Raw genomic sequence first — 19,677 nt, 5'->3', positions numbered from 1 at the left:
CCAGCCGGGGCGACACCGGCGCGCTTCAGCCACCGAGGCCACTGCGGCGTCACTTCTGCCTCCCATGGTCCTCTTCCGCACCGGTCCCCGGTTCCGCCATCCGCCGGTGGACGGCCGCCTTCATCCCGTCGGGAAGCACCTTCCCGGCCAAGCCCTGCGCCTTGGACTTCAGCGACCCGGTCACGGCGTTCGTCTCGCCCTTCACGATCGCTTCGAACGCCTGCTCGGCCACCTGCGCGGCATCGTCCTTCTTCGCGGTGCCGATCCGGGTGTCGTCCGCCATGTCCGCCCGGTCGAAGAAGTCCGTGTCCGTCGGGCCCGGCATGAAGGAGGTGACCGTCACGCCGGTGTCCTTCACCTCCTCCGCCAGGGCCTGGGCGAAGGACTGCACGAACGACTTGGACGCGTTGTAGACGGGCTGGAAGGAACCGGGCATCGTCGCGGCGACGGACGAGGTGAAGGCGAGCCGGCCCGCGCCGCGCGCCACCATGGCCCGCAGCAGCGTCTTGGCCAGCCGCACGGTCGCGGTGACGTTGAGGTCGATGACCTCCTGATCGTCGGCGAGGTCGGTGTCCACGAAGGCGCCGCCTCGGCCCACCCCTGCGTTGAGGGCGGCGACGTCGACCGTCAGACCGTCCAGCGCGTCCAGGAGCCTGAACCGTCCCTCGCCGGTCCGCAGGTCGGCGCGCACAGCGCTGACCTGCGCACCCGTCTCCCGTAGCTCCTGTGCGGCGGTCTCCAGCCGCTCGTCCTCGGCGTTCACGACGAGGTCGTGACCGTGCAGCGCGAACTGCCGTGCCAGCTCGTGGCCGATTCCGCTGGACGCGCCGGTGATCAGGGCGAGGGGCCGTGTCTCAGTCATGGCGGACGAGTATCCGTCCCGCCCCGTGCCACGCCTCGCGGCGCCCGCGCGGCCGGGCCGGGCTTGGTGAGGGCCACGTTTCCCGCATGGCCGCACGGTTACCCAGGGGGTGTCGTGCCCCCGCGCGTCCTGACGCCGGGGACGGTCGCTCACCAGCGGATCGGAAAGGGAGCTCGCATGGCCAGCACCAAGGTGTCCGACTACGTTCTCCAGCGGCTGCGCGAGTGGGACGTCGACCACGTCTTCGCCTACGCGGGCGACGGCATCAACGGGTTGCTGGCGGCCTGGGGACGCGCGGACAACAAGCCGGAGTTCGTCCAGGCCCGGCACGAGGAGATGTCGGCGTTCCAGGCCGTCGGCTACGCGAAGTTCTCCGGCAAGGTGGGCGTGTGCGCGGCGACCTCCGGACCGGGCGCGATCCACCTGCTGAACGGGCTCTACGACGCCAAGCTCGACCACGTTCCGGTGGTGGCGCTGGTCGGGCAGACCAACCGCAGCGCCATGGGCGGCTCCTACCAGCAGGAAGTGGACCTCGCCGGCCTGTACAAGGACGTCGCCTCGGACTTCTGCGAGACGGCGACGGTTCCCGAGCAACTGCCGAACCTGATCGACCGGGCCATTCGCACCGCGTACGCCAAGCGCACCGTCACCGCGATCATCCTCCCCGCCGACGTGCAGGAGCTGGACTACAGCCCGCCCACGCACGCCTTCAAGATGGTGCCCTCCAGTCTCGGGCTGGGACGGTACGCGCCGGTGCCCGCCGAGGAGGACCTGCAGCGGGCCGCCGACGTACTGAACTCCGGCGAGAAGGTCGCCGTCCTCATCGGGCAGGGGGCTCGCGGGGCACGGGCCGAGGTCGAACGGCTGGCCGACGTGCTCGGCGCCGGCGTGGCGAAGGCCCTGCTCGGCAAGGACGCCCTGCCCGACGACCTGCCCTACGTCACCGGCTCCATCGGGCTGCTGGGCACCCGCCCCTCCTACGAGCTGATGCAGGAGTGCGACACCCTGCTGATGATCGGCTCCAGTTTCCCGTACACGCAGTTCCTGCCGGAGCTGGACCAGGCGCGGGCCGTGCAGATCGACATCGACCCGCACATGATCGGCCTGCGCTACCCGAACGAGGTCAACCTCGTCGGGGACGCCCGCGAGACCCTGCAGCGGCTGCTGCCCCGCCTGCACCGCAAGGAGGACCGGGCCTGGCGGGAGAAGATCGAGAAGAACGTCGCCCGCTGGTGGGAGGTCATGCAGCGGCGCGCCGCCGTCAGCGCCGACCCGGTCAACCCGGAGTACGTCGTCCACGCCCTGGACGGCAGGCTGCCCGAGGACGCGATCGTGAGTGCCGACTCGGGCTCGGCCGCCAACTGGTACGCCCGCCACCTCCGGCTGCGCGGCCGGATGCGCGGCTCCCTGTCCGGCACCCTGGCGACGATGGGGCCCGGGGTGCCGTACGCCATCGGCGCGAAGTTCGCCCATCCCGACCGCCCCGCCATCGCCCTGGTCGGGGACGGCGCCATGCAGATGAACGGCATGATGGAGATGGTCACCGCCGCGAAGTACTACCGCGAGTGGTCCGACCCGCGGCTGATCGTGGCAGTACTGAACAACGGCGACCTCAACCAGGTCACATGGGAGATGCGCGCCATGTCCGGCGCCCCCCAGTTCGAGGAGTCCCAGCACATCCCCGACCTGCCGTACGCGGACATCGCCCGGAGCATCGGCCTGGACGGCGTCCGGGTGGAGAAGCCCAAGCAGGTCGAATCCGCCTGGGACCAGGCTCTCGCCGCCGACCGGCCCTTCGTCATCGACTTCCGCACCGACCCGGCCGTCCCGCCGATCCCGCCGCACGCTTCACTCGACCAGATCGAGGCCGCGGCGACCGCGATCCTCAAGGGGGACAGCGACCGCGGCTCCATGGTGAAGCAAGGGCTGAAGGCCAAGGTCCAGGAGATGCTGCCCGGCAGCCGCCACCGCGACGACCGTCCCGGTGCCGGCCCGCACGACAGCTCCGAAGGGAACAGGTGACCCCAGGGCCCCAGAGGTCCAGGCGCTCCACGACGGGCGGTCGTGGAGCGCCTGGACCTCTCGGAGCGGACGCACACGTCGCGTCTCAGTCCCCGCCGCCCGGCACCGGCCGTGCGGCAGGGCGAGCCGCGGGGTTGGCGATCAGGTGGCGCGGGTCGCCCACCCGGTTGATCGCCGACTCGACGGCTGCGATCCGGTCGGCCAGGAGACCGAGGGCACAGACGGCCCGGGTGAGTTGGTCGTCCTCGGGGCCGCCGAGGGACTGGGCTCGGACATGGGCCGCCTTCACCTCGGCCCAGCGCGCCGACCGCTCGGCTGTGAGAGTGCCGCGCAGCTCGGCGAGCTTGAGGAGATTGGCCTCGGCACCGGTGGTGAGGGTCTGGGCCTCGGCCCGGTACTGGTCGTCGATCAGCGCGGCCAGTTCGACGTCGTTCATGACGGGCTGGACGCGCTGGGCGATCTTGTTCATGGTGCGGTAGGAGCCCTGGAGCCGGAAGGGCGGTTCCGTGCGCGCGGTGTCCGACTGGGCCGCCGAGGCGATGTACGCCGCGTTCACGGCCAGGACCGTCTCCCGGGCGGTGAGCAGGTGACGCAGTACGGCCAGGATCCGGTCCAGCTCCGCGGGGGCGTACGGATGGGTCAGGCGGTCCGCGCGAGCCGCCGGGTCGCCCTGCGCGAGGCGGATCAGCAGGTCCAGGTCGGTGCGCTCGCGGCCGGCGAGCGGGGCGAGGACCGGGTTGGCGGTGAGGGCGTTCTCGATGAAGCTGAGCGCGAAGGCGTCGGCCTTGCCGGTCAGGACGTCGCCGAGGTTCCACACGTCGGCGCGGTTGGCGAGCATGTCGGGCACCTGGAAGCGGCTGCCGGACTCGGTGTAGGGGTTGCCGGCCATGCAGACCGCGAAGCGTTTGCCGCGCAGGTCGTAGGTGCGCGGTTCGCCGTCCCGCACGCCCTCGATGCGGCGGGTGGCGTCGCAGAGGGGGATGAACTTCTGGAGCAGTTCGGGCGAGGTGTGCTGGATGTCGTCCAGGTAGAGGAGGGTGTTGTTGCCCGCCGCCAGAGCGAAGTTGATCTTCTCGATCTCCTGGCGGGCGGTGGCGTTCGGGGCGTCGGTCGGGTCGAGCGAGGTGACGGTGTGGCCGAGTGCGGGACCGTCGACCTTCACGAGGATCATGCCGAGCCGGTCGGCGACGTACTCCATGAGGGTCGTCTTGCCGTAGCCGGGCGGGGAGATGAGCAGGAGCAGCCCGCCGGAGTCGGTGCGCTTGGAGTCGCCCGTGGTGCCGAGCTGCTTGGCGAGGCTGTCACCGACGAGCGGGAGGTACACCTCGTCGATGAGCCTGCTGCGTACGAACGCCGACATCACGCGGGGCCGGTACTCGTCCAGGCGGAGGCGGGTGTGCTCGGCGTCCACCAGGGCGGTGCGGCGGTGCTGGTAGGCGCGGTGGCCGGGTACGTCGTGGGTGCGGAACCGCCGCGTCCGGGCGAGGAGTTCGTCGACACGGACCGTGAGGGCACGGCCGGTGACGCGGGGGTGGGTGCCGCGCAGGCCCGTTACGGTCTCGGTGAGCGGTGCGTCGGACTCGTAGCGGGTCAGGCCGGGGCAGAGTTCGGCGGCCACCGCCTCGGCCAGGTCGCCGGGGGTGAGGTCGGTTCCGGTGGCGGTGGCGTACGCGGTCAGCCATGCCTCGACCAGTTGCTTCCGGGCAGCGGGGTCGGTGAGCGCGGTGAGGTCGTCGTCGTAGGCCGGGGTGCCCACGGTGCGGCGGAACTTGTCCAGCAGGGTGCGGGTGCCGGCGCTGATGACGAAGCCGGGCGGGCCGCTGGTCAGTTCCTCGAAGAGGTACGCGGCCGCCGCTTCTCCGCCCGCGACTTCGGCCAGCTCCCGCCTCAGGTCGGCGATGGCGGGGGTCAGGCCGAAGGTGTCCCGGGCGCGGGCCAGGGACACCGCTCGCCGGGTCCAGTCCTGCCGCTCCCCGTCCGTCGTGCCGTGTGCCCAGAACATCTGGGCGGCTGCTCGTGCGGCAGGTTCGTGACGCAGCGGGCCGGCGCCCTCGTACAGGCGCAGGAGCGCGGTGAGGACCGCTGTCGCGTCGTGGTCGTGGACCCCGCGCTCGTAGCCCTCGTCGTACGCCGACTCGGCGGCCTGTCGTACGAGGGCGGGCAGGTCGGCCTCCGCCACGGCCTCGGGTCCGTGTTCGTCCAGCAGGCGGGCGGCGAGGTACTCGGCGCGGTAGACCTCGGGCGACTCCGAGGGCAGGGGACGGTCCCAGTACGGGCGGGTGGCGCCGAAGTCGGGGTCCGTCACCGGGGAGCGGTAGTCGGTGCCGGTCAGGGCGAAGGCGAGGGTGTCGCCGTGCGGGACGAGGGTGAGGTCGAGAGGCTGGGTGTTGACGGCGAAGCGGTGGGTGCCGAGGCGGATCGTGCGGCCGTCGTCGGCGTACAGGTCGGTGCGGTCGCGCAGGGCGCGGAGCGCCTCCTGACGGGCGGCCTTGAGGCGGCCGTCCAGTTCCTCGGCCCGCACCTGGTCGCCGAGGTCGCGCAGTTCGCCGGCGGTGCGGCGGACCTTGGCGGGCATCGGGTCGGAGGTGAAGTACGTGGCGACGGCGTCCGCGTCCGGCTGGGCGGCGGCCCGGCGGGCGACGGTCCGCAGGACGCGGGCCGCCGAGTCGGCCAGGCGTTCGGCGCGCCGGGCGCGGGCGTCGGCGAGGGTCTGCCTACGGGCGGAGAACGCCTCGTGGATCTCGTCGCGCTTGTCGGCGAGGGTGGTGAGGAAGTCGTCGAACTCGGCGAACCTCGACTCCAGGTTCTCCACCTGTACGAGCAGGCGGGCGAGCTGCTCGTCAGACGCCTCGGGGCTGTCCGCGGCGGCGAGCGCGCCGGTGACGGACTGGCCGAGCAGGGCGAACTCGGCGGTGAACTCGGCCCGTCCCTCCCGGTCGAGGAGTGCGCGGCGACGGCCGTCGAGGGCGGCGCGGGCGCGGTTGACGCCGCCGAGGACCTCGGCGATGCGCTCCAGGATCGCGGTGCGGACGGTGGCGTCGCCGATGTCGAGGCCGGCGACGACCTCGGTCACCGTGCGCAGCCCGTCGGCCAGTTCGTCCGTGCGGGCGGCCACGGGCGTCGCCTCGGCCGCGGTGGCGATCGCCTCGGCATCGGCGACGAGCTGCTCGACCTGCGCGTGGTGGCCGGCGAAGGCGTCCTCGCGGGCGAGGTGAGCCAAGGCGCGCCGGCCGAAGGCGGCGAGGTCGGACTCGGTGGCGGCGGCGAGGTCGTCGATGCGGGCGGTGTCCGCGTACCGCATGTCCTTGAGGGTGAGCAGATGACCTTGCGCCCGGCGCAGTTCGGTCAGGCCGGTCACCCAGTCCGCCGCGCTGCGCGCGGACTCGCCACGCAGGCGTCGCACGACCTCGGCGACCCGCGCGGCGGCTTCGGTGAGCGCGTCCTCGGCCTGCCGGGTGAGGGCCTGGACGGTCGCGAACTCGGCCAGGACCTGCTGGGCCGTGTCGTGTAGTTGAGCCAGCGGGGTGTGGAGGTCGCCGAGTTCGGGGTCGCCCAGCCAGTGGTGGGTGTCCGCCGCCCGGGAGCAGGCGGCCAGCAGCGCCTCGTACACCTCGCTCGTGGGGGCCGTGTCGGCGACGGCGCCCGTGATGGAGAGGCAGTCGGCGATGCCGCGCACGAGGTCGGCGTTGCCGATGCGGGCCAGGGGTCCGGTGCCGGCCGGCTGGGCGGCGGCGTAGGTGTCCGAGACGTACGGGGAGTTCCACAGCTGTACGGGGTGGACGCGCTGCGGTTCGTCGAGGTCGGCCCGGAGGATGGCGAGCGCGCCGTCGTCGAAGAGCGCCCAGCCGTGGCAGGACAGGGGGGCCGCCATCTCCTTGCGGATCGTGTTGTACGGCAGGAGGAGGCTGCGGCCCTCCACGCGCGCGTGGAAGGCGTACAGCACGTCCTCGCCGTTCGGGGAGCGGATCTCCCTTTCGAACTCCAGCTCGGTCGTGTCCAGTTCGTACGTCTTGTGGGTGCCGGCGGCCAGGCAGTAGCCGCCCGGGAAGACGATCCCCTGGTCCTCGGGCAGACGGCGGCATGCCCGGCCTATGCCGTCGAGGCGGACGACGGCCCTGGTGAGGGTGTTGAACACCAGGTGGCGGTCGGTGTCCTCCTTGTAGGGGCGGACGCGCAGGAGGATCAGGGCGCCCACGCGCGCGTAAGCGATGTCCGCGTCCGCCAGGGACTGCAGCGGCTCGTCCACGGGCTCGGTGTGGACGCCCTCTGCCGTCTCGGTGTCGTCGTCGGTCTTCACGGTGAGGACACCGCCGACCGTGGAGACGAACACCTCGCCCCGGACGGAGACGTGCGGGTGCCGTCCGAGGACGTGGTTCTCGCGCGTGGTGTCGGTCCATTCGACGTCGTGGGACGGCGGCAGGACGTGGTCGCGCTCGCCCCGGGCGTCCAGGAACCTGACCGCTCCGTCGTCGGACAGGGCCCAGCGCAGCACCCGTGTGTCGTCGGCCTTCTCGCCGGTCTGGAACACGGCGAGCAGCCTGCCCTCGGTGCGGCGGAGCCGGAGGAGGCGAGCCTGGCGGTAGTAGCGGTGCAGGGCGCCGAACTCGCGGACGAAGGCGGGGTCGTCGAGCAGGCCGGGCACGGCGTCGTCGGGCAGCCGCTCCAGGTCGCGGTCGTACAGGGCCAGGACGTCGCCGACGCGCGTGTCCGCCTCCCGGCTCGGGACGGCGTTGGAGCCGACGAGCAGGGCGGCGCCCACCGCCACGACGTCCCTGGGGACCGCGGCGTGGTCCGTGCGCAGGCGCCCGGATCCGGCGAGTTCGAGCCGCGTCGAGCCGAACTCCTCGCTCCGCCGGGCGTTGAGCGCCTCGGCGCGCCGGGCGAGTTCGGCGGCCTGCGCGGTGAGACGGTCGCGCAGCACCTCGTACGTGCCGGCGTCCGGGCCGATCGTCATGGCGTGCCTTTCGGGAAGTCGGTCGAGGCCGGTCCGCGGCGGGTTCGTCGCGGCCTACGCGGCGCTGCACCCGGACGCGGTGAAGGGACGGTCCGGAGCCGCCGTCCCCTGTGCGGCGGCTCCGGACGTGAAGGGGCGGGTCAGGCGTGGACGGCGCTGCCGTTCAGGGTGGTGAGCGGCTTGTCCGCCAGGCCCAGCTCCCCGGCTCGGTCGAGCAGTTGCTGGAGCTGCCCCGAGTCGGTCCCGCCGGTCTTCATCAGCTTCAGCAGCAGCGCCGAGACGGTCAGGTTCTGCACGTCGGCCGTGGAGACCGAGCCGAGGATGCGGCCCAGGTCGTCGGTGAAGCTGGAGGTGCCGTCCAGCCAGGGCCGGGCCAGTGCCTGAGCGGTCTCGGAGTGCTGGACGAATCCGTCGACGCCCTTGCCGAGCGCGATGGAGGACATCAGCCGGTCGAAGAAGACCGACTCGCCGCCGACGATGCTGATGTCGGCGCTCTCCAGGCCGGTGGCGAGCACCGTGGCCTGGGCCTCGGCGACCTGCCGTTGCATGTCGAGCCCGGCGAGGCGGATCTCCTTGTCGGCCTGGATGCGCAGCCGGTACTCCTCGTGGCCGCGCGAGGCGTCGTCGAGGGCGGCCATGGCGGCGGCCTTCTGCGTCAGGCCCTCGGCTTCGGCCTTGAGCTTCTCGCCGATGGCCGCGGCCTCCGCCAGGGCCTGGGCCTGCGCGCCTTCCGCCTCGGCCCGCAGCCGGGCCTCGGTGGCGGCGGCCTCAGCGCGGCCCGCCTTCTCGGTGACGTCGGCTTCCTTGTCGCGGACCTGGACGGCTGCGAGCCCTTCGGCGGCCGCCTCTGCCTGGATGCCCTCGGCGAGGCGGAGCTTGGCCTGCGCGTCGAGGTCAGCCGTCTTCAACCGGGCCTCGGCCAGGGTCAGTTCCTCGGCGGCGCGGTGCGTGGCGGCCTGCTCGGCGGCCTCGGCGGCCTTGATGTCCTTGACCAGCTTCTCCTGCGCCTCGGCCTCGGCGGCGATGATCACGGTCTGCCGCTGCCGCTCCGCCTCCTCCACGGCCCGCAGCTTCTTGATGGACTCCTCCTGCTCGGCGACCGTGCGGTCCACGGCGACGCGCTCGCGGATGACCTCGGCGATGTCCCGCTTCTCCGCCTCGACCTCCTTCTCGGCGGCGATCCGGGTCAGCTGCGTCTCCCGTTCCCTGCCGATGACTTCGAGGAGCCGGTCCTTCTCGATGCGCTCGTTCTCGATGGCGATGACCCGCTCGCGGTTCTTCGCGGCGACGGCGACCTCGCGGGCCTGGTTCTCGCGCTGCACGCCGAGCTTCTCCTCGGTGGCCAGGAAGGCGCCCTGGGCCCGCAGCCGCTCCTCCTCCACCACCCGCGCCGTCTCGGCCTCCTCCCGGGCCCGTACGGTAGCGATCTCCCGCTTCTGCTTGGTCTCCGCGTCGGCCTGGCGGCGCTCCAGCTCCAGGATGGCCTCGCGGGCGTCGACGTTCTGCCGGGTGATCTCCTTCTCCTCGTGGCGCTGGAACTCGTTGGTGCGCACGTGCTCCACGGCCGTCAACTCGGTGATCTTGCGGATGCCCTGGGCGTCGAGGACGTTGGCCGGGTCGAGCTGGGCGACCGGTGTCTGCTCCAGGTAGTCGATCGCCGCGTCCTCCAGGTGGTAGCCGTTGAGGTCGACGCCGATGACCTCGATGATCCGGTACCGCAGCTCCTCGCGCTTGGTGTACAGGTCGGTGAAGTCCAGTTGCTTGCCGACGGTCTTCAGCGCCTCGGAGAACTTCGCGTGGAACAGCTCCTGCAGTGTGTCCCGGTCGCTCGCCCGCGCGGTGCCGACGGCCTGCGCGACCTTGATGACGTCCTCGACGGTCTTGCTGACCTTCACGAAGAACGTGATCCGGATGTCGGCGCGGATGTTGTCCTGGCAGATCAGACCGTCCTTGCCGGTCCGCGTGATCTCGATGGCCTTCACCGAGATGTCCATCACCTCGGCCTTGTGCAGCACGGGCAGCACGACCTGCCCGGTGAAGGTCACGTCGACCTTCCGCAGCTTGGAGACGATCAGCGCCTTGCCCTGCTCCACCTTGCGGAACAGGATGGAGACGACCAGCACGGCGAGCAGGGTGACGGCGACGAGCACGCCGACGCCCAAGAGGATGACATTCATGGCAAACGTCCTTGAGGCGTGAGGAAATCGAAGCGTGAGAGGGCCGGCGGCACGGGCCGACGGGGCACTGCTCAGGCGGCGTGGTGGACGTGATCCCGTGCCTCGCCGCGATCGGGCGAGCCGGGTTCGTCGGGGAAGAGCCGGTGCAGAGGGCGTACGAACCGGCAGGTCAGTCGCCATGCGACGGGCAGGGCCGCGATGGGCAGGACCATGCGCAGCAGCCCGGCGGCGGGACACGGCGGCGTGCACGCGGCGAGCAGGAGGCCGCCTCCGACGCTCAGGAACCAGGCCACGGCCGTCAGCGTGGAGACGGCTACCGCCACGGGTACGCCGCCCATGCCCCAGGCGTGGAGGTTCGCGTCCGCGTCGAAGGTGCCGGCCGAGGTGAAGCCCGCCGCGACGAGGAGCCAGAAGCACAGCAGCACGACGAGGGCGGCGGTCAGGAGAATCGTGGGCGGACCGGTGACGACCGACAGCAACGTCCGCATGCCGTACCCCTCCCGTCCCGTCCGCACTGCCCGTCAACCGTGTTCGGAGGCGCATCGCTCTCTCAGGGTTTCCGGTGTCGGGCACCTGCCGGTGTCCGGCACCGGAATCCCCCGTAGTGCTCCCCGCGACCCATCATGCATCGCCGGCGCAGACCCGCGCATTGCCGGTTCCCGGCAGTGTTGTCTAGGGTCTGCATGCCGGTCAGCGGCCAAAGAAGCCGTCAGACGCGTCAGGAACTCGGGGGGACCATGGTCGGGTTGGAGATTCCGGAGGAGTATCTGGCGGGCTACGCCCGGATACTGACCGAGGTCGCGGCCTCCGGCCGGCGCCTCACCCGGGAGGAACTCACCTCACGCCGGGCCCTCGGGGAGCAGGCGGCCGACGCCGGCTACGGGCTGCGGGCCCTGGTCAGCGCCCATCTGACCGCCGCGCGCGCGGTCTGGCCGGCCGGCCTCATATCGGCGAACAGCGTCCTGGCCGCCGTGCAGCAGGTGACGGACGCCTTCGCCGAGGGCTTCGAGCGGGCTCAGCGCCAGGCCGTACGGCAGGAGGAGGCGGCACGCCGCGAGTTCATCGACGACCTCCTCTACGGCCGCAGCGACCTCGGGCGCCTCGCCGAACGTGCCGAACGCTTCGGCCTGCGCCTCTCGCACGCCCATGCCGTCGCCGTCGCCGAGGGCCCGACCGCCTACGAGGAGGGCGACCCGGTGCCCCGTCAGGTGGAACGCGCCCTCATCTCCCGCTTCGGCGACCGCAGCATCCTGCTCACCACCAAGGACGGCCGGCTGCTGTGCATCGCCCCCGGCCCTCAGGACGAGGTTCTCGCCCACTTCGCGAAGCAGGCGCATGCCGCCACCGACGGCGGCCGGGTCGCCATCGGCCGCCCCCAGTCCGGCCCCGGCGGCGTCGTCCACTCCTACGAGGAGGCGCTCAACGCCCTGGAACTCGCCGAGCGCCTGGAACTGGAGGATCCGGTCCTGCGCGCCGCCGACCTGCTCGTCTACCCCGTCCTCACCCGCGACCGGCAGGCCATGGCCGAACTCGTGCTCGCCACCCTCGGTCCGCTCACCACGGCCCGCGGCGGCGCCCAGCCCCTCCTGGACACCCTCACCGCCTACTTCGACTCCGGCTGCGTGTCCGCCGAGGCGGCCCGCCGTCTCACCCTCAGCGTGCGGGCCCTGACCTACCGGCTGGAACGCATCCACAAGCTCACCGGCGCCAACCCGGCCGACCCGGCCCACCGCTACATGCTGCAGACCGCGGTGATCGGAGCGCGGCTGCTGGACTGGCCCGCCCAGGAGCTCTGACGCGGGCCGGTCCGTTCGCCGTCAGGGGGCATCGGTGGGCGGGGGCTGGGTAGGCGCCGCCGAGGCACCTCCGGCCGGAGGTGCCTTACATCGCGGCCGCAACCGTGAGCACGGCCGACTTCTCAATAGGTGTCCGATGAACGGATCTCGGGCTCCGCATAACGGTCCGATATCGCTCGCTGGCATTTTCGACTGTAACTGCGAGTCATGTGACTTGCGTCACCCATGCCATGGCAAAGGCCGTGGTAGAACTGCGCAACTCCGCAGGTGGAACCGCTCGACACCACAGCGCGGAGCGGTCGGCATGCACCGGCAGCAAGACCCGGGTGATCACGATCCGCATCCACGGACAGCCCACCCAGCGTCGCCGATCGGACAACGGCGTTCGTTCAGAGACCGCACATCGACCGGCGGCACTTCCCCGTGCCCCGGGCCCGCACCATCGAGGTAGCCACTGTGTCACTCGACTCCGTCACCCAGAACGTGGACGAAGCCGTCAGCGATTTCTTCGAACCCATAGCCAAGTGGCTCGGAGACGTCGTCTTCTACGCGGTTCCCGTCGGCGGAACCCAACTTCCCCTCATCGTCGCCTGGCTCGTCGTCGCCGGTCTGGTCTTCACCGGCTGGTTCGGGCTGGTACAGGTCCGCAAGTTCAGACTCGCGTTCGACGTGGTACGCGGGAAGTACGACGAGAAGGGGTCGGCCGGTGAGGTCAACCACTTCCAGGCGCTGACCGCCGCCGTCTCCGGCACGGTCGGCCTCGGAAACATCGCGGGTGTGGCCGTCGCCGTCTCCATCGGCGGCCCCGGCGCCACGTTCTGGATGATCCTGTGCGGCCTGCTCGGCATGGCCACCAAGTTCGTCGAGGTCACCCTGGGTGTGAAGTACCGCGAGGTGCACGCCGACGGCACCGTCTCCGGCGGCCCGATGCACTACCTGCCCAAGGGCCTCAAGGAGCGCTTCGGCAGCGGCGGCGCCAAGCTCGGCAAGGTGCTCGCCGTCCTCGCCTCGATCATGATCCTGTTCTTCGGCCTGTTCGGCGGCAACCTGTTCCAGACCAACCAGAGCTACGCGCAGGTCGCCTCGACCTTCGGCGGCGAGGACGGCTTCATGGCCTCCTCCGCCGGTGCCGTCCTCTTCGGACTGGTCGTCGCCGCGCTGGTCGGTCTCGTGCTGCTCGGCGGCATCCGCTCCATCGCCTCGGTCACCAGCCGGCTGGTGCCCGCGATGGCCGGCATCTACATCGTGGCCTGCCTGGTCGTCATCCTGGGCAACGTCACCGCGGTGCCGGACGCCTTCCAGGAAATCCTGCGGGGAGCCTTCGAGGCCGACGGCGTCGCCGGTGGTGTGCTCGGTGCCCTGATCATCGGATTCCAGCGCGCCGCGTTCTCCAACGAGGCCGGTCTCGGCTCCGCCCCTATCGCCCACTCCGCGGTCAAGACCAACCACCCCGCGAGCGAGGGTCTGGTCGCCCTGCTGGAGCCGTTCATCGACACGGTCGTCATCTGCACCATGACCGCGCTGACCATCGTCATCGCCGACCCGGCCAGCTGGGGCGAGGCCCGCGCCGGCGAGAGCATCGGCGGTGTCACCATCACCTCCGACGCCTTCGAGACCGTACTGCCCTGGTTCCCGGCCGTGCTCACCGTCGCGGTGCTGCTGTTCGCCTTCTCCACGATCCTGACCTGGGGCTACTACGGCCTCAAGGCCTGGTCGTACCTGTTCGGCAAGAGCAAGGCCAGCGAGACCGTCTTCAAGGTCATCTGGAGCCTGTTCGTGGTCCTGGGCGCCCTGATGTCCCTCGACTCGCTGATCAGCCTGGCCGACTCCGCGCTCTTCCTGCTGTCGGTCTTCAACATCATCGGCCTGTACCTGCTGGCCCCGGTCGTCAAGCGTGAGCTCGCCTCCTTCCTGGAGTTCGTCCGGGCCCGCAAGGCCGGTGAGATCGACGGCGACGGCGACCAGGAGTCGGCGAAGACCACCGTCTGACCGCCCCCCGGCGGCCCGGCTCCGGTACGGGCCCGTACCCACCTCGCGCCTTGGTGGGTACGGGCCCGTACGTCTGCCGCCACGAGCGACGGCCTGCGAACGGCCGCCTACGACCGGCCGCCGGGCTCCGCCCCGTCGCGCCGCCGGTCCAGGTAACCGATGGCCGGGGTCGCCATGACTCCGTGCAGCACCACCGAGATCACCACGGTGAGGGCGATGATCGCCCACAGTTCCCGCTCCAGCCCGCCGAAGGAGTCCTGCCCCAGCGCGTAGGACAGGTAGAACAGCGAACCGATGCCCCGGATCCCGAAGAGGGCGACCACGGCACGCTCCTTCTTCCCCATGGCGGGCCCCGCCTGTGCCAGCCACCCGGTCAGCGGCCGTACGACCAGCAGCAACAGCACGCCCAGCAGCGCGCCCCCCAGCGTCAGGGCGGACAGGGCGCCGGCCACCAGGTAACCGCCGAGCAGGAACAGCAGCACGGCCGTGAGCAACCGCTCGATCTGCTCGGTGAACTCGTGCAGCACCTTGTGATAGCCGTGACTGCGCTCGGCGGCGCGGATCACGCAGGCGGTCACGAACACGGACAGGAAGCCGTACCCGTGCAGCACCTCGGCGATGCCGTACGACACGAAGGTGGCCCCCAGCGTCACGAAGCCCTCCATGTGCTCGGACAGCCGCAGCGCCGAGGTACGCACCCGGAAGAACATCCACCCCAGCAACCAGCCGACACCTCCCCCGACGGCCAGCCCCACAGCGCACTTGCCCAGCAGGTCGGTCAGCGCCCACGAACCGATCCAGTCCCCCGACCACCCCGTCCCGGCCGCCGCCGCGAGGGCGATCGCCGCGTAGACGAACGGAAAGGCGAGTCCGTCGTTCAGCCCCGCCTCGCTGGTCAGGGAGAACCGCACCTCGTCCTCGTCGCGCTCGGTACCGAGCGGCTCGCCCACGCGCACCTCACCGGCCAGCACGGGATCCGTGGGCGCGAGCACGGCCCCCACCAGCAGAGCGGCAGCGGGCGGCCAGTCGAGCAGCCCCCAGGCCAGCAGGGCGACGGCGGCCACGGTCAGCGGCATCGTGATGCCCAGCAGGCGCCACGTGCTCGACCACCGGCGCCACCCGAAGGGCCGGTCGATGGCGAGCCCCGCGCCCATCAGCGACACGATCACACACACCTCGGTGGTGTGTTCGACCCACAGGCGGTCCCGCACGGGATCCACGGCCGGCACGCCCACCGGCAGCAACTCGATCAGCACCCCCGCGGCGAGGAAGACCATGGGCAGCGACAACGGCCGCCTGGACACCACCCGGGGCACCACGGCCGCCCCCAGCGCCCCCAGGCCCAGACAGAGGTAGACCACGTCCGAAAGCGTCACTGCGACCTCCTGCCCGACGCGATCACTCCAGGCCCCGTGTGTACCCCGTCCGCACCGGCATCTCTCACGAGTACGTCCACCGATGCCCGCCGCCTGCCCTTTTGCGGCGGACGAGACAGGGGTGGGCCGACGGGCCCGCTCCGGTTAGGGTGTCCGGAACGCGCCGGCAGGGCGCGGGGTGTGCCGGGAAGTCTGGTCGGCGTCCGTAGGGCCGTGCGCCCATTTGCCGACACCCCGGAGGTTCGCCGACTTGGCCACCACGCCGCCCCGCACCCCGTTCCTCGGTCTCCTCTCCTGGCCCGAACGACAGGCAGTGGCCCGGGCCCTGCGCACCGAGACGGTGGGCGGCCTCGTTCTGCTGGCCGCCGCGGTGGTCGCGCTGGTGTGGGCGAACACTCCGCTGAGCGGCGCGTACACCACCATCCGCGACTTCCACTTCGGGATACCCGCACTGGGACTGGACCTCTCGGTCGGCCACTGGACCTCCGACGGACTGCTGACCGTCTTCTTCCTGGTCGCCGGGATCGAGCTGAAGCGGGAACTGGTCGTCGGCTCACTGCGCACCCCGGCGACGGCGGCGCTGCCCGTCATCGCCGCCGTGTGCGGCATGGCCGTACCCGCCGCCTTCTACGCCGTCACGGTCGCGGCCGGCGGCGGCAGCATGGACGGCTGGGCGGTGCCGATGGCCACCGACATCGCCTTCGCCCTGGCGGTCCTGGCGGTCATGTCCACCCACCTGCCGACCGCCCTGCGGGCCTTCCTTCTGACCCTCGCGGTGGTCGACGACCTCGGCGCGATCCTGATCATCGCCCTCTTCTTCACGTCCGACCTCAACTACTGGGCACTGGCCGGGGCGTTCGCAGGGCTGGCCGTCTTCTACGTCCTGCAGCGGCAGCGGGTGCGGGGCTGGTGGTGGTACGTCCCGCTCGGGGTGACGATCTGGGCGCTCCTCTACAACGGCGGCATCCACGCCACCGTCGCCGGAGTCGCCATGGGCCTGATCCTGCGCACCGCCCGCGACCGGGACGAGAAGGAATCACCCGCGGAACGCACCGGACATCTGCTGCACCCGCTCTCCGCCGGCCTGTGCGTGCCGCTGTTCGCGCTGTTCGCCGCCGGGGTCGGCGTCTCCGGCGACGCGCTGGGCGAGGTGTTCACCACCCCCGAACCCCTCGGTGTGATCGCCGGACTGGTCGCGGGCAAGATCCTCGGCATCTTCGCCGGGACCTACCTCGCCGCCCGCTTCACCCGCGCGCGGCTGAACTCGGACCTGGCCTGGGCCGACGTCCTGGCCCTGGCGACCCTGGCCGGAATCGGCTTCACGGTCGCCCTGCTCATCGGCGAACTCGCCTTCCCCGGCACGGCCGTCGGCGAACACGTCAAGGCCGCCGTCCTGATCGCCTCGCTCACCGCCGCCCTGCTGGCCGGCCTGCTCCTGCGCCGCAGGAACGCCGTCTACCGGCGCCTGTACGAGGAGGAGAACCTCGACGAGGACGCCGACGGCATCCCCGACATCTACCAGCGCACGGGATCCGGCAGCACATGACCGACGCGTAGGGACGCCGCGACGCGGCAGGGCGCCGATGCCAGGGTGCGCGGCTGCCTCAAGCCGAGTGCTGGAGTTCCCGCCGGGTCACCACGACCGCGAGCACCCGCCCGGTACGAGGACGCAGCCCGAACCGATCCGGTCGTCCGCTCCCCACCGGTCGGCCCGGGGCATGGCTGCTTGCCTTCGCGAAGATCGGGTGAAACCGTTGATGCGGACCGGCCGCGGGAGGTGGTGGGCATGGCGGGGGACGACCTGCTGGGCGGCTCAGACCCCGAGCACGAGGCGGACGTCGAGCGTGCCCGCATCGCCCACGCGCTCATCGCCGATCTGCGCGGACTGCCTCCGGCCGAGGTGCCCGAGGCCCTGTGCCGAAGCTGCCTCGCGCTGCTCCCCGAGGTGTCGGGGCTGTCCGTCTCGGTACTGGGGGACGGCTCGACTGGCGTCGTCCTGTGCGCCAGCGACGATGTCGCCGCCCGGCTGGCGGAAATCCAGTTCACCCTCGGCGAAGGACCCTGCAGGGAGGCGGCGCGGCTCCATGCACCCGTGTTCGCGACGAATCTGCCGCGTGCCGCGGACCGGCGCCGGTGGCCGCTCTTCTCGATACAGGCGGCGAAGGCCGGGGTGGAGGCGGTCTTCTCCCTGCCGTTGGCGAGCGCCGGCAGCGCGCTGGGCACGCTGGACCTCTACCGGGCGACGCCGGGCTCGCTGAGCGAGGACCGTCTCCGCACCGCCATGCTCGTCGCCGACGCGGTCACTCTCGCCGTCATCGCCCTCGAGCAAGCTTCCCCGGACCCCGAAGGAGTCGTAACGTGGCTGGCAGGAGCGGAATCGGACCGGGAGGAGGTACATCAAGCCACCGGGATGATCATGATGCAGCTGGGAGTGAGCGCCGAGGAAGCGCTCCTGCGTCTGCGTGCGCGGGCCTTCGCCCAGGGCCGTACCGCCATGGAAGTGGCCCGGGCGATCGTCGACCGCAGCATGGACCTCCGCGATGACTGAACGGCCGGTACACGTGCCGGTACACGCATCGACAGCGCCGGGGAGGCGACCATGAACCGCGAGCGTCGGCTGGCGCAGGCCTTCGTCGTCCTGGCGGACACCTATGCCGCAGAGTTCGATCCTCTGCACCTTTTCCGGCGTCTGGTCCACACCTGCCAGGATCTGCTGGACGTGGACGAGGCGGGCGTGATGATCGCGGACGCCCGCGGCAGCCTGAAGACGATGGCGACGACCGACGAGGACGACGTCTTCGCCGAACTGCTGCGGCTGCAGAACGGCCATGGCCCCTGCGTGGACTGCTATCGGGCCGTGGAGCCGGTGAGCGTTCCCGACATGGCCACCGAGCACGAGCGCTGGCCGAAACTGGCCACCGCGATGGCCGAGGCAGGGTACGAGTCCCTGCAAGCGGTCCCGGTGCGTCTGCACGAGCGTCCGCTGGGGGTCCTCACACTGCTCCGCCGGCGCCCGGGGCGCCTGGCCGAGGACGACGTACATCTCGCGCAGGCCCTCGCGGACTCCGCGGCGCTGGCTCTGATGCACTGGTCCATCGAGCCGACGGACGGCGATGACGTGGTCACCCGCGTCCAGGGCGTGATCGCGGCGAAGGCCGCGCTGGAGATCGCCAAGGGCATGGTCGCGCAGTACGCGCAGACCTCGATCGGCGAGGCGGCCCGCCTGCTCAGCGCCTACGCGAGCAGGAACCGGATCCGACTCACCGAGACCGCCCACGCCCTGGTCGCCCGCAGTGTGACACCGGCCGACGTGATCGCCGGGCAGCCCCGCGGGTGAGCCGGGAAGGGGTGGCTCCGCCGCCACGATCATCGCGCTCTGGGGGATCTGCTCCGGCTGCTCTCATCGGCCTCGCGAGCGCCCTGCGGTCCGTCCCGGGCTGAGCGCGCGGTCGCCCGGGACATCAGGGTGCGGTAGCAGACCTTCCCGCTGGGGCCGAGGGGCATCTCGTCCACCACCAGGAGATGTTCGGGGAGTTTCCGGCGGGCCAGGCCACGGCCCTCCAAGTGGGTCGTGAGGTCGGACAGCGTGGGGACGGGTGGGCCCGCGGCCGGGCGGACGCAGGCGCACAGTCGTTCCCCGAGGTCCGGGTCGGGCACCGGGACGCAGACCGCCTCGGCCACCGCTGGATGGGTACCCAGTTCGCTTTCGACCTCGGCGAGACTGATGTTGAGCCCCCCGCGCACGGCGATGCGTTTGAGCCGGCCCAGGACGTGCAGCCTTCCGCGCTCGTCCAGCAGACCGAGGTCGCCCGAGCGCACCCAGCCGTCGGAGGTGCGGTAACGGCCGTCCAGTTCCGGTGCGTTGACGTAGCACAGCGGTGTCATGGGGCCCAGGGCCTCGATCTGCCCCGTCCGCCCGGTGGGCAGCGGCGTGCCGTCGGGTCCGGTGATCCGGATGCGTGCCACCGCGGGGTCCGGGGTGCCGACGCTGTCGCCCGGCGGGTGGCGTTCTCCCGCCGTGTGGCAGTTCAGTCCGTCCGACGAGCCGTACACGGTCACCACCGGTCGGCCGAACCGTTCGCGGCATGCCTGGGCTGTGGCCGCAGGCAGGGGGGCGCCGCTGGAGACGACTGCACGCAAGGACGATGTGTCCTCGTCCGGCCGCGCCGGGAGGTCGGCGATGCGCCGGAGCATCGTGGGCACCGCGAAGAGGTGGGTGGGACGCTGCTCGGCGACCGTCCGCAGCGCTCCGGCCGGGTCGAAGGGCGACCGCACGATCAGGGTGCCGCCGAGGGCGGCGAGGGTGACCGGTGTGCCCAGCGAACCGAAGGAGGAGGCCAGCGGGACGAGGACCAGGTGGCGGGGCGGCAGCGTGGTGTCGGGGTGCAGGCTCCGGACGTACCGCGCACGGCCGCCGGCCAGGGCGTGATGACTGTAGGCGACCATCTTCGGCTCGGCTTCGGAACCGGACGACACCAGGATGCGGGCGGGTCCGTACGGG

The 19,677-nt window shown here is 71.6% G+C and carries 12 protein-coding genes; 6 read left to right on the top strand and 6 right to left on the bottom strand.

Features of this window, described 5'->3' with window-relative positions; genetic code table 11:
* Nucleotides 1-49: 49 nt before the first annotated feature.
* The gene (locus tag C1J00_RS06475) at nt 50-862 is read right to left on the bottom strand and encodes an SDR family NAD(P)-dependent oxidoreductase (protein WP_102908069.1); all 813 of its coding nucleotides are present in this window, start codon (nt 860-862) and stop codon (nt 50-52) included.
* Nucleotides 863-1,039: 177 nt separating this feature from the next.
* On the opposite strand from C1J00_RS06475, the gene C1J00_RS06470 reads away from it, so the two are divergent.
* The gene (locus C1J00_RS06470; protein WP_102908068.1) at nt 1,040-2,884 is read left to right on the top strand and encodes a thiamine pyrophosphate-requiring protein; all 1,845 of its coding nucleotides are present in this window, start codon (nt 1,040-1,042) and stop codon (nt 2,882-2,884) included.
* Nucleotides 2,885-2,969: 85 nt separating this feature from the next.
* On the opposite strand, the gene C1J00_RS06465 is transcribed toward C1J00_RS06470, so the two are convergent.
* From C1J00_RS06465 to C1J00_RS06455, 3 genes are all read right to left on the bottom strand, one after another.
* The gene (locus C1J00_RS06465; protein ID WP_102908067.1) at nt 2,970-7,838 is read right to left on the bottom strand and encodes a DNA repair ATPase; all 4,869 of its coding nucleotides are present in this window, start codon (nt 7,836-7,838) and stop codon (nt 2,970-2,972) included.
* Nucleotides 7,839-7,978: 140 nt separating this feature from the next.
* Nucleotides 7,979-10,015, bottom strand: a complete 2,037-nt coding sequence (locus C1J00_RS06460) for a flotillin family protein (RefSeq protein ID WP_102908066.1) — start codon at nt 10,013-10,015, stop codon at nt 7,979-7,981.
* A 71-nt stretch (nt 10,016-10,086) separates the two neighbouring features.
* Nucleotides 10,087-10,503 carry a hypothetical protein gene (locus C1J00_RS06455; RefSeq protein ID WP_102908065.1) on the bottom strand — a complete coding sequence of 139 codons (417 nt, stop codon included), beginning with the start codon at nt 10,501-10,503 and terminating at the stop codon, nt 10,087-10,089.
* Nucleotides 10,504-10,752: 249 nt separating this feature from the next.
* On the opposite strand from C1J00_RS06455, the gene C1J00_RS06450 reads away from it, so the two are divergent.
* Both C1J00_RS06450 and C1J00_RS06445 read left to right on the top strand, forming a co-directional pair.
* Nucleotides 10,753-11,811 carry a PucR family transcriptional regulator gene (locus tag C1J00_RS06450; RefSeq protein WP_102908064.1) on the top strand — a complete coding sequence of 353 codons (1,059 nt, stop codon included), beginning with the start codon at nt 10,753-10,755 and terminating at the stop codon, nt 11,809-11,811.
* Nucleotides 11,812-12,267: 456 nt separating this feature from the next.
* A complete protein-coding gene (locus C1J00_RS06445) occupies nt 12,268-13,800 on the top strand; it encodes an alanine/glycine:cation symporter family protein (protein ID WP_102908063.1) in 1,533 nt (510 codons plus the stop codon).
* Nucleotides 13,801-13,907: 107 nt separating this feature from the next.
* On the opposite strand, the gene C1J00_RS06440 is transcribed toward C1J00_RS06445, so the two are convergent.
* Nucleotides 13,908-15,176, bottom strand: coding sequence for a cation:proton antiporter (locus C1J00_RS06440; protein WP_102908062.1), 1,269 nt, complete (start codon nt 15,174-15,176; stop codon nt 13,908-13,910).
* A 250-nt stretch (nt 15,177-15,426) separates the two neighbouring features.
* On the opposite strand from C1J00_RS06440, the gene nhaA reads away from it, so the two are divergent.
* The 3 genes from nhaA to C1J00_RS06425 all read left to right on the top strand — a co-directional run bounded on the left by nhaA (nt 15,427) and on the right by C1J00_RS06425 (nt 18,513).
* The gene (gene nhaA, locus C1J00_RS06435; protein WP_102908061.1) at nt 15,427-16,722 is read left to right on the top strand and encodes a Na+/H+ antiporter NhaA; all 1,296 of its coding nucleotides are present in this window, start codon (nt 15,427-15,429) and stop codon (nt 16,720-16,722) included.
* A 240-nt stretch (nt 16,723-16,962) separates the two neighbouring features.
* Complete coding sequence (locus C1J00_RS06430; protein ID WP_102908060.1) at nt 16,963-17,724, top strand: GAF and ANTAR domain-containing protein; 762 nt, start codon at nt 16,963-16,965, stop codon at nt 17,722-17,724.
* A 51-nt stretch (nt 17,725-17,775) separates the two neighbouring features.
* Nucleotides 17,776-18,513: a GAF domain-containing protein gene (locus C1J00_RS06425; RefSeq protein WP_102908059.1), complete on the top strand. Its 738-nt coding sequence runs from the start codon at nt 17,776-17,778 to the stop codon at nt 18,511-18,513.
* Between the two features lie 29 nt (nt 18,514-18,542).
* On the opposite strand, the gene C1J00_RS06420 is transcribed toward C1J00_RS06425, so the two are convergent.
* Nucleotides 18,543-19,677: class I adenylate-forming enzyme family protein (locus C1J00_RS06420; protein ID WP_102908058.1), on the bottom strand; the 1,135-nt coding region annotated here is incomplete at its 5' end.

Source organism: Streptomyces cahuitamycinicus, assembly GCF_002891435.1.
Classification (GTDB): domain Bacteria; phylum Actinomycetota; class Actinomycetes; order Streptomycetales; family Streptomycetaceae; genus Streptomyces; species Streptomyces cahuitamycinicus.
This window is presented reverse-complemented; position numbering and strand designations above follow the sequence as displayed.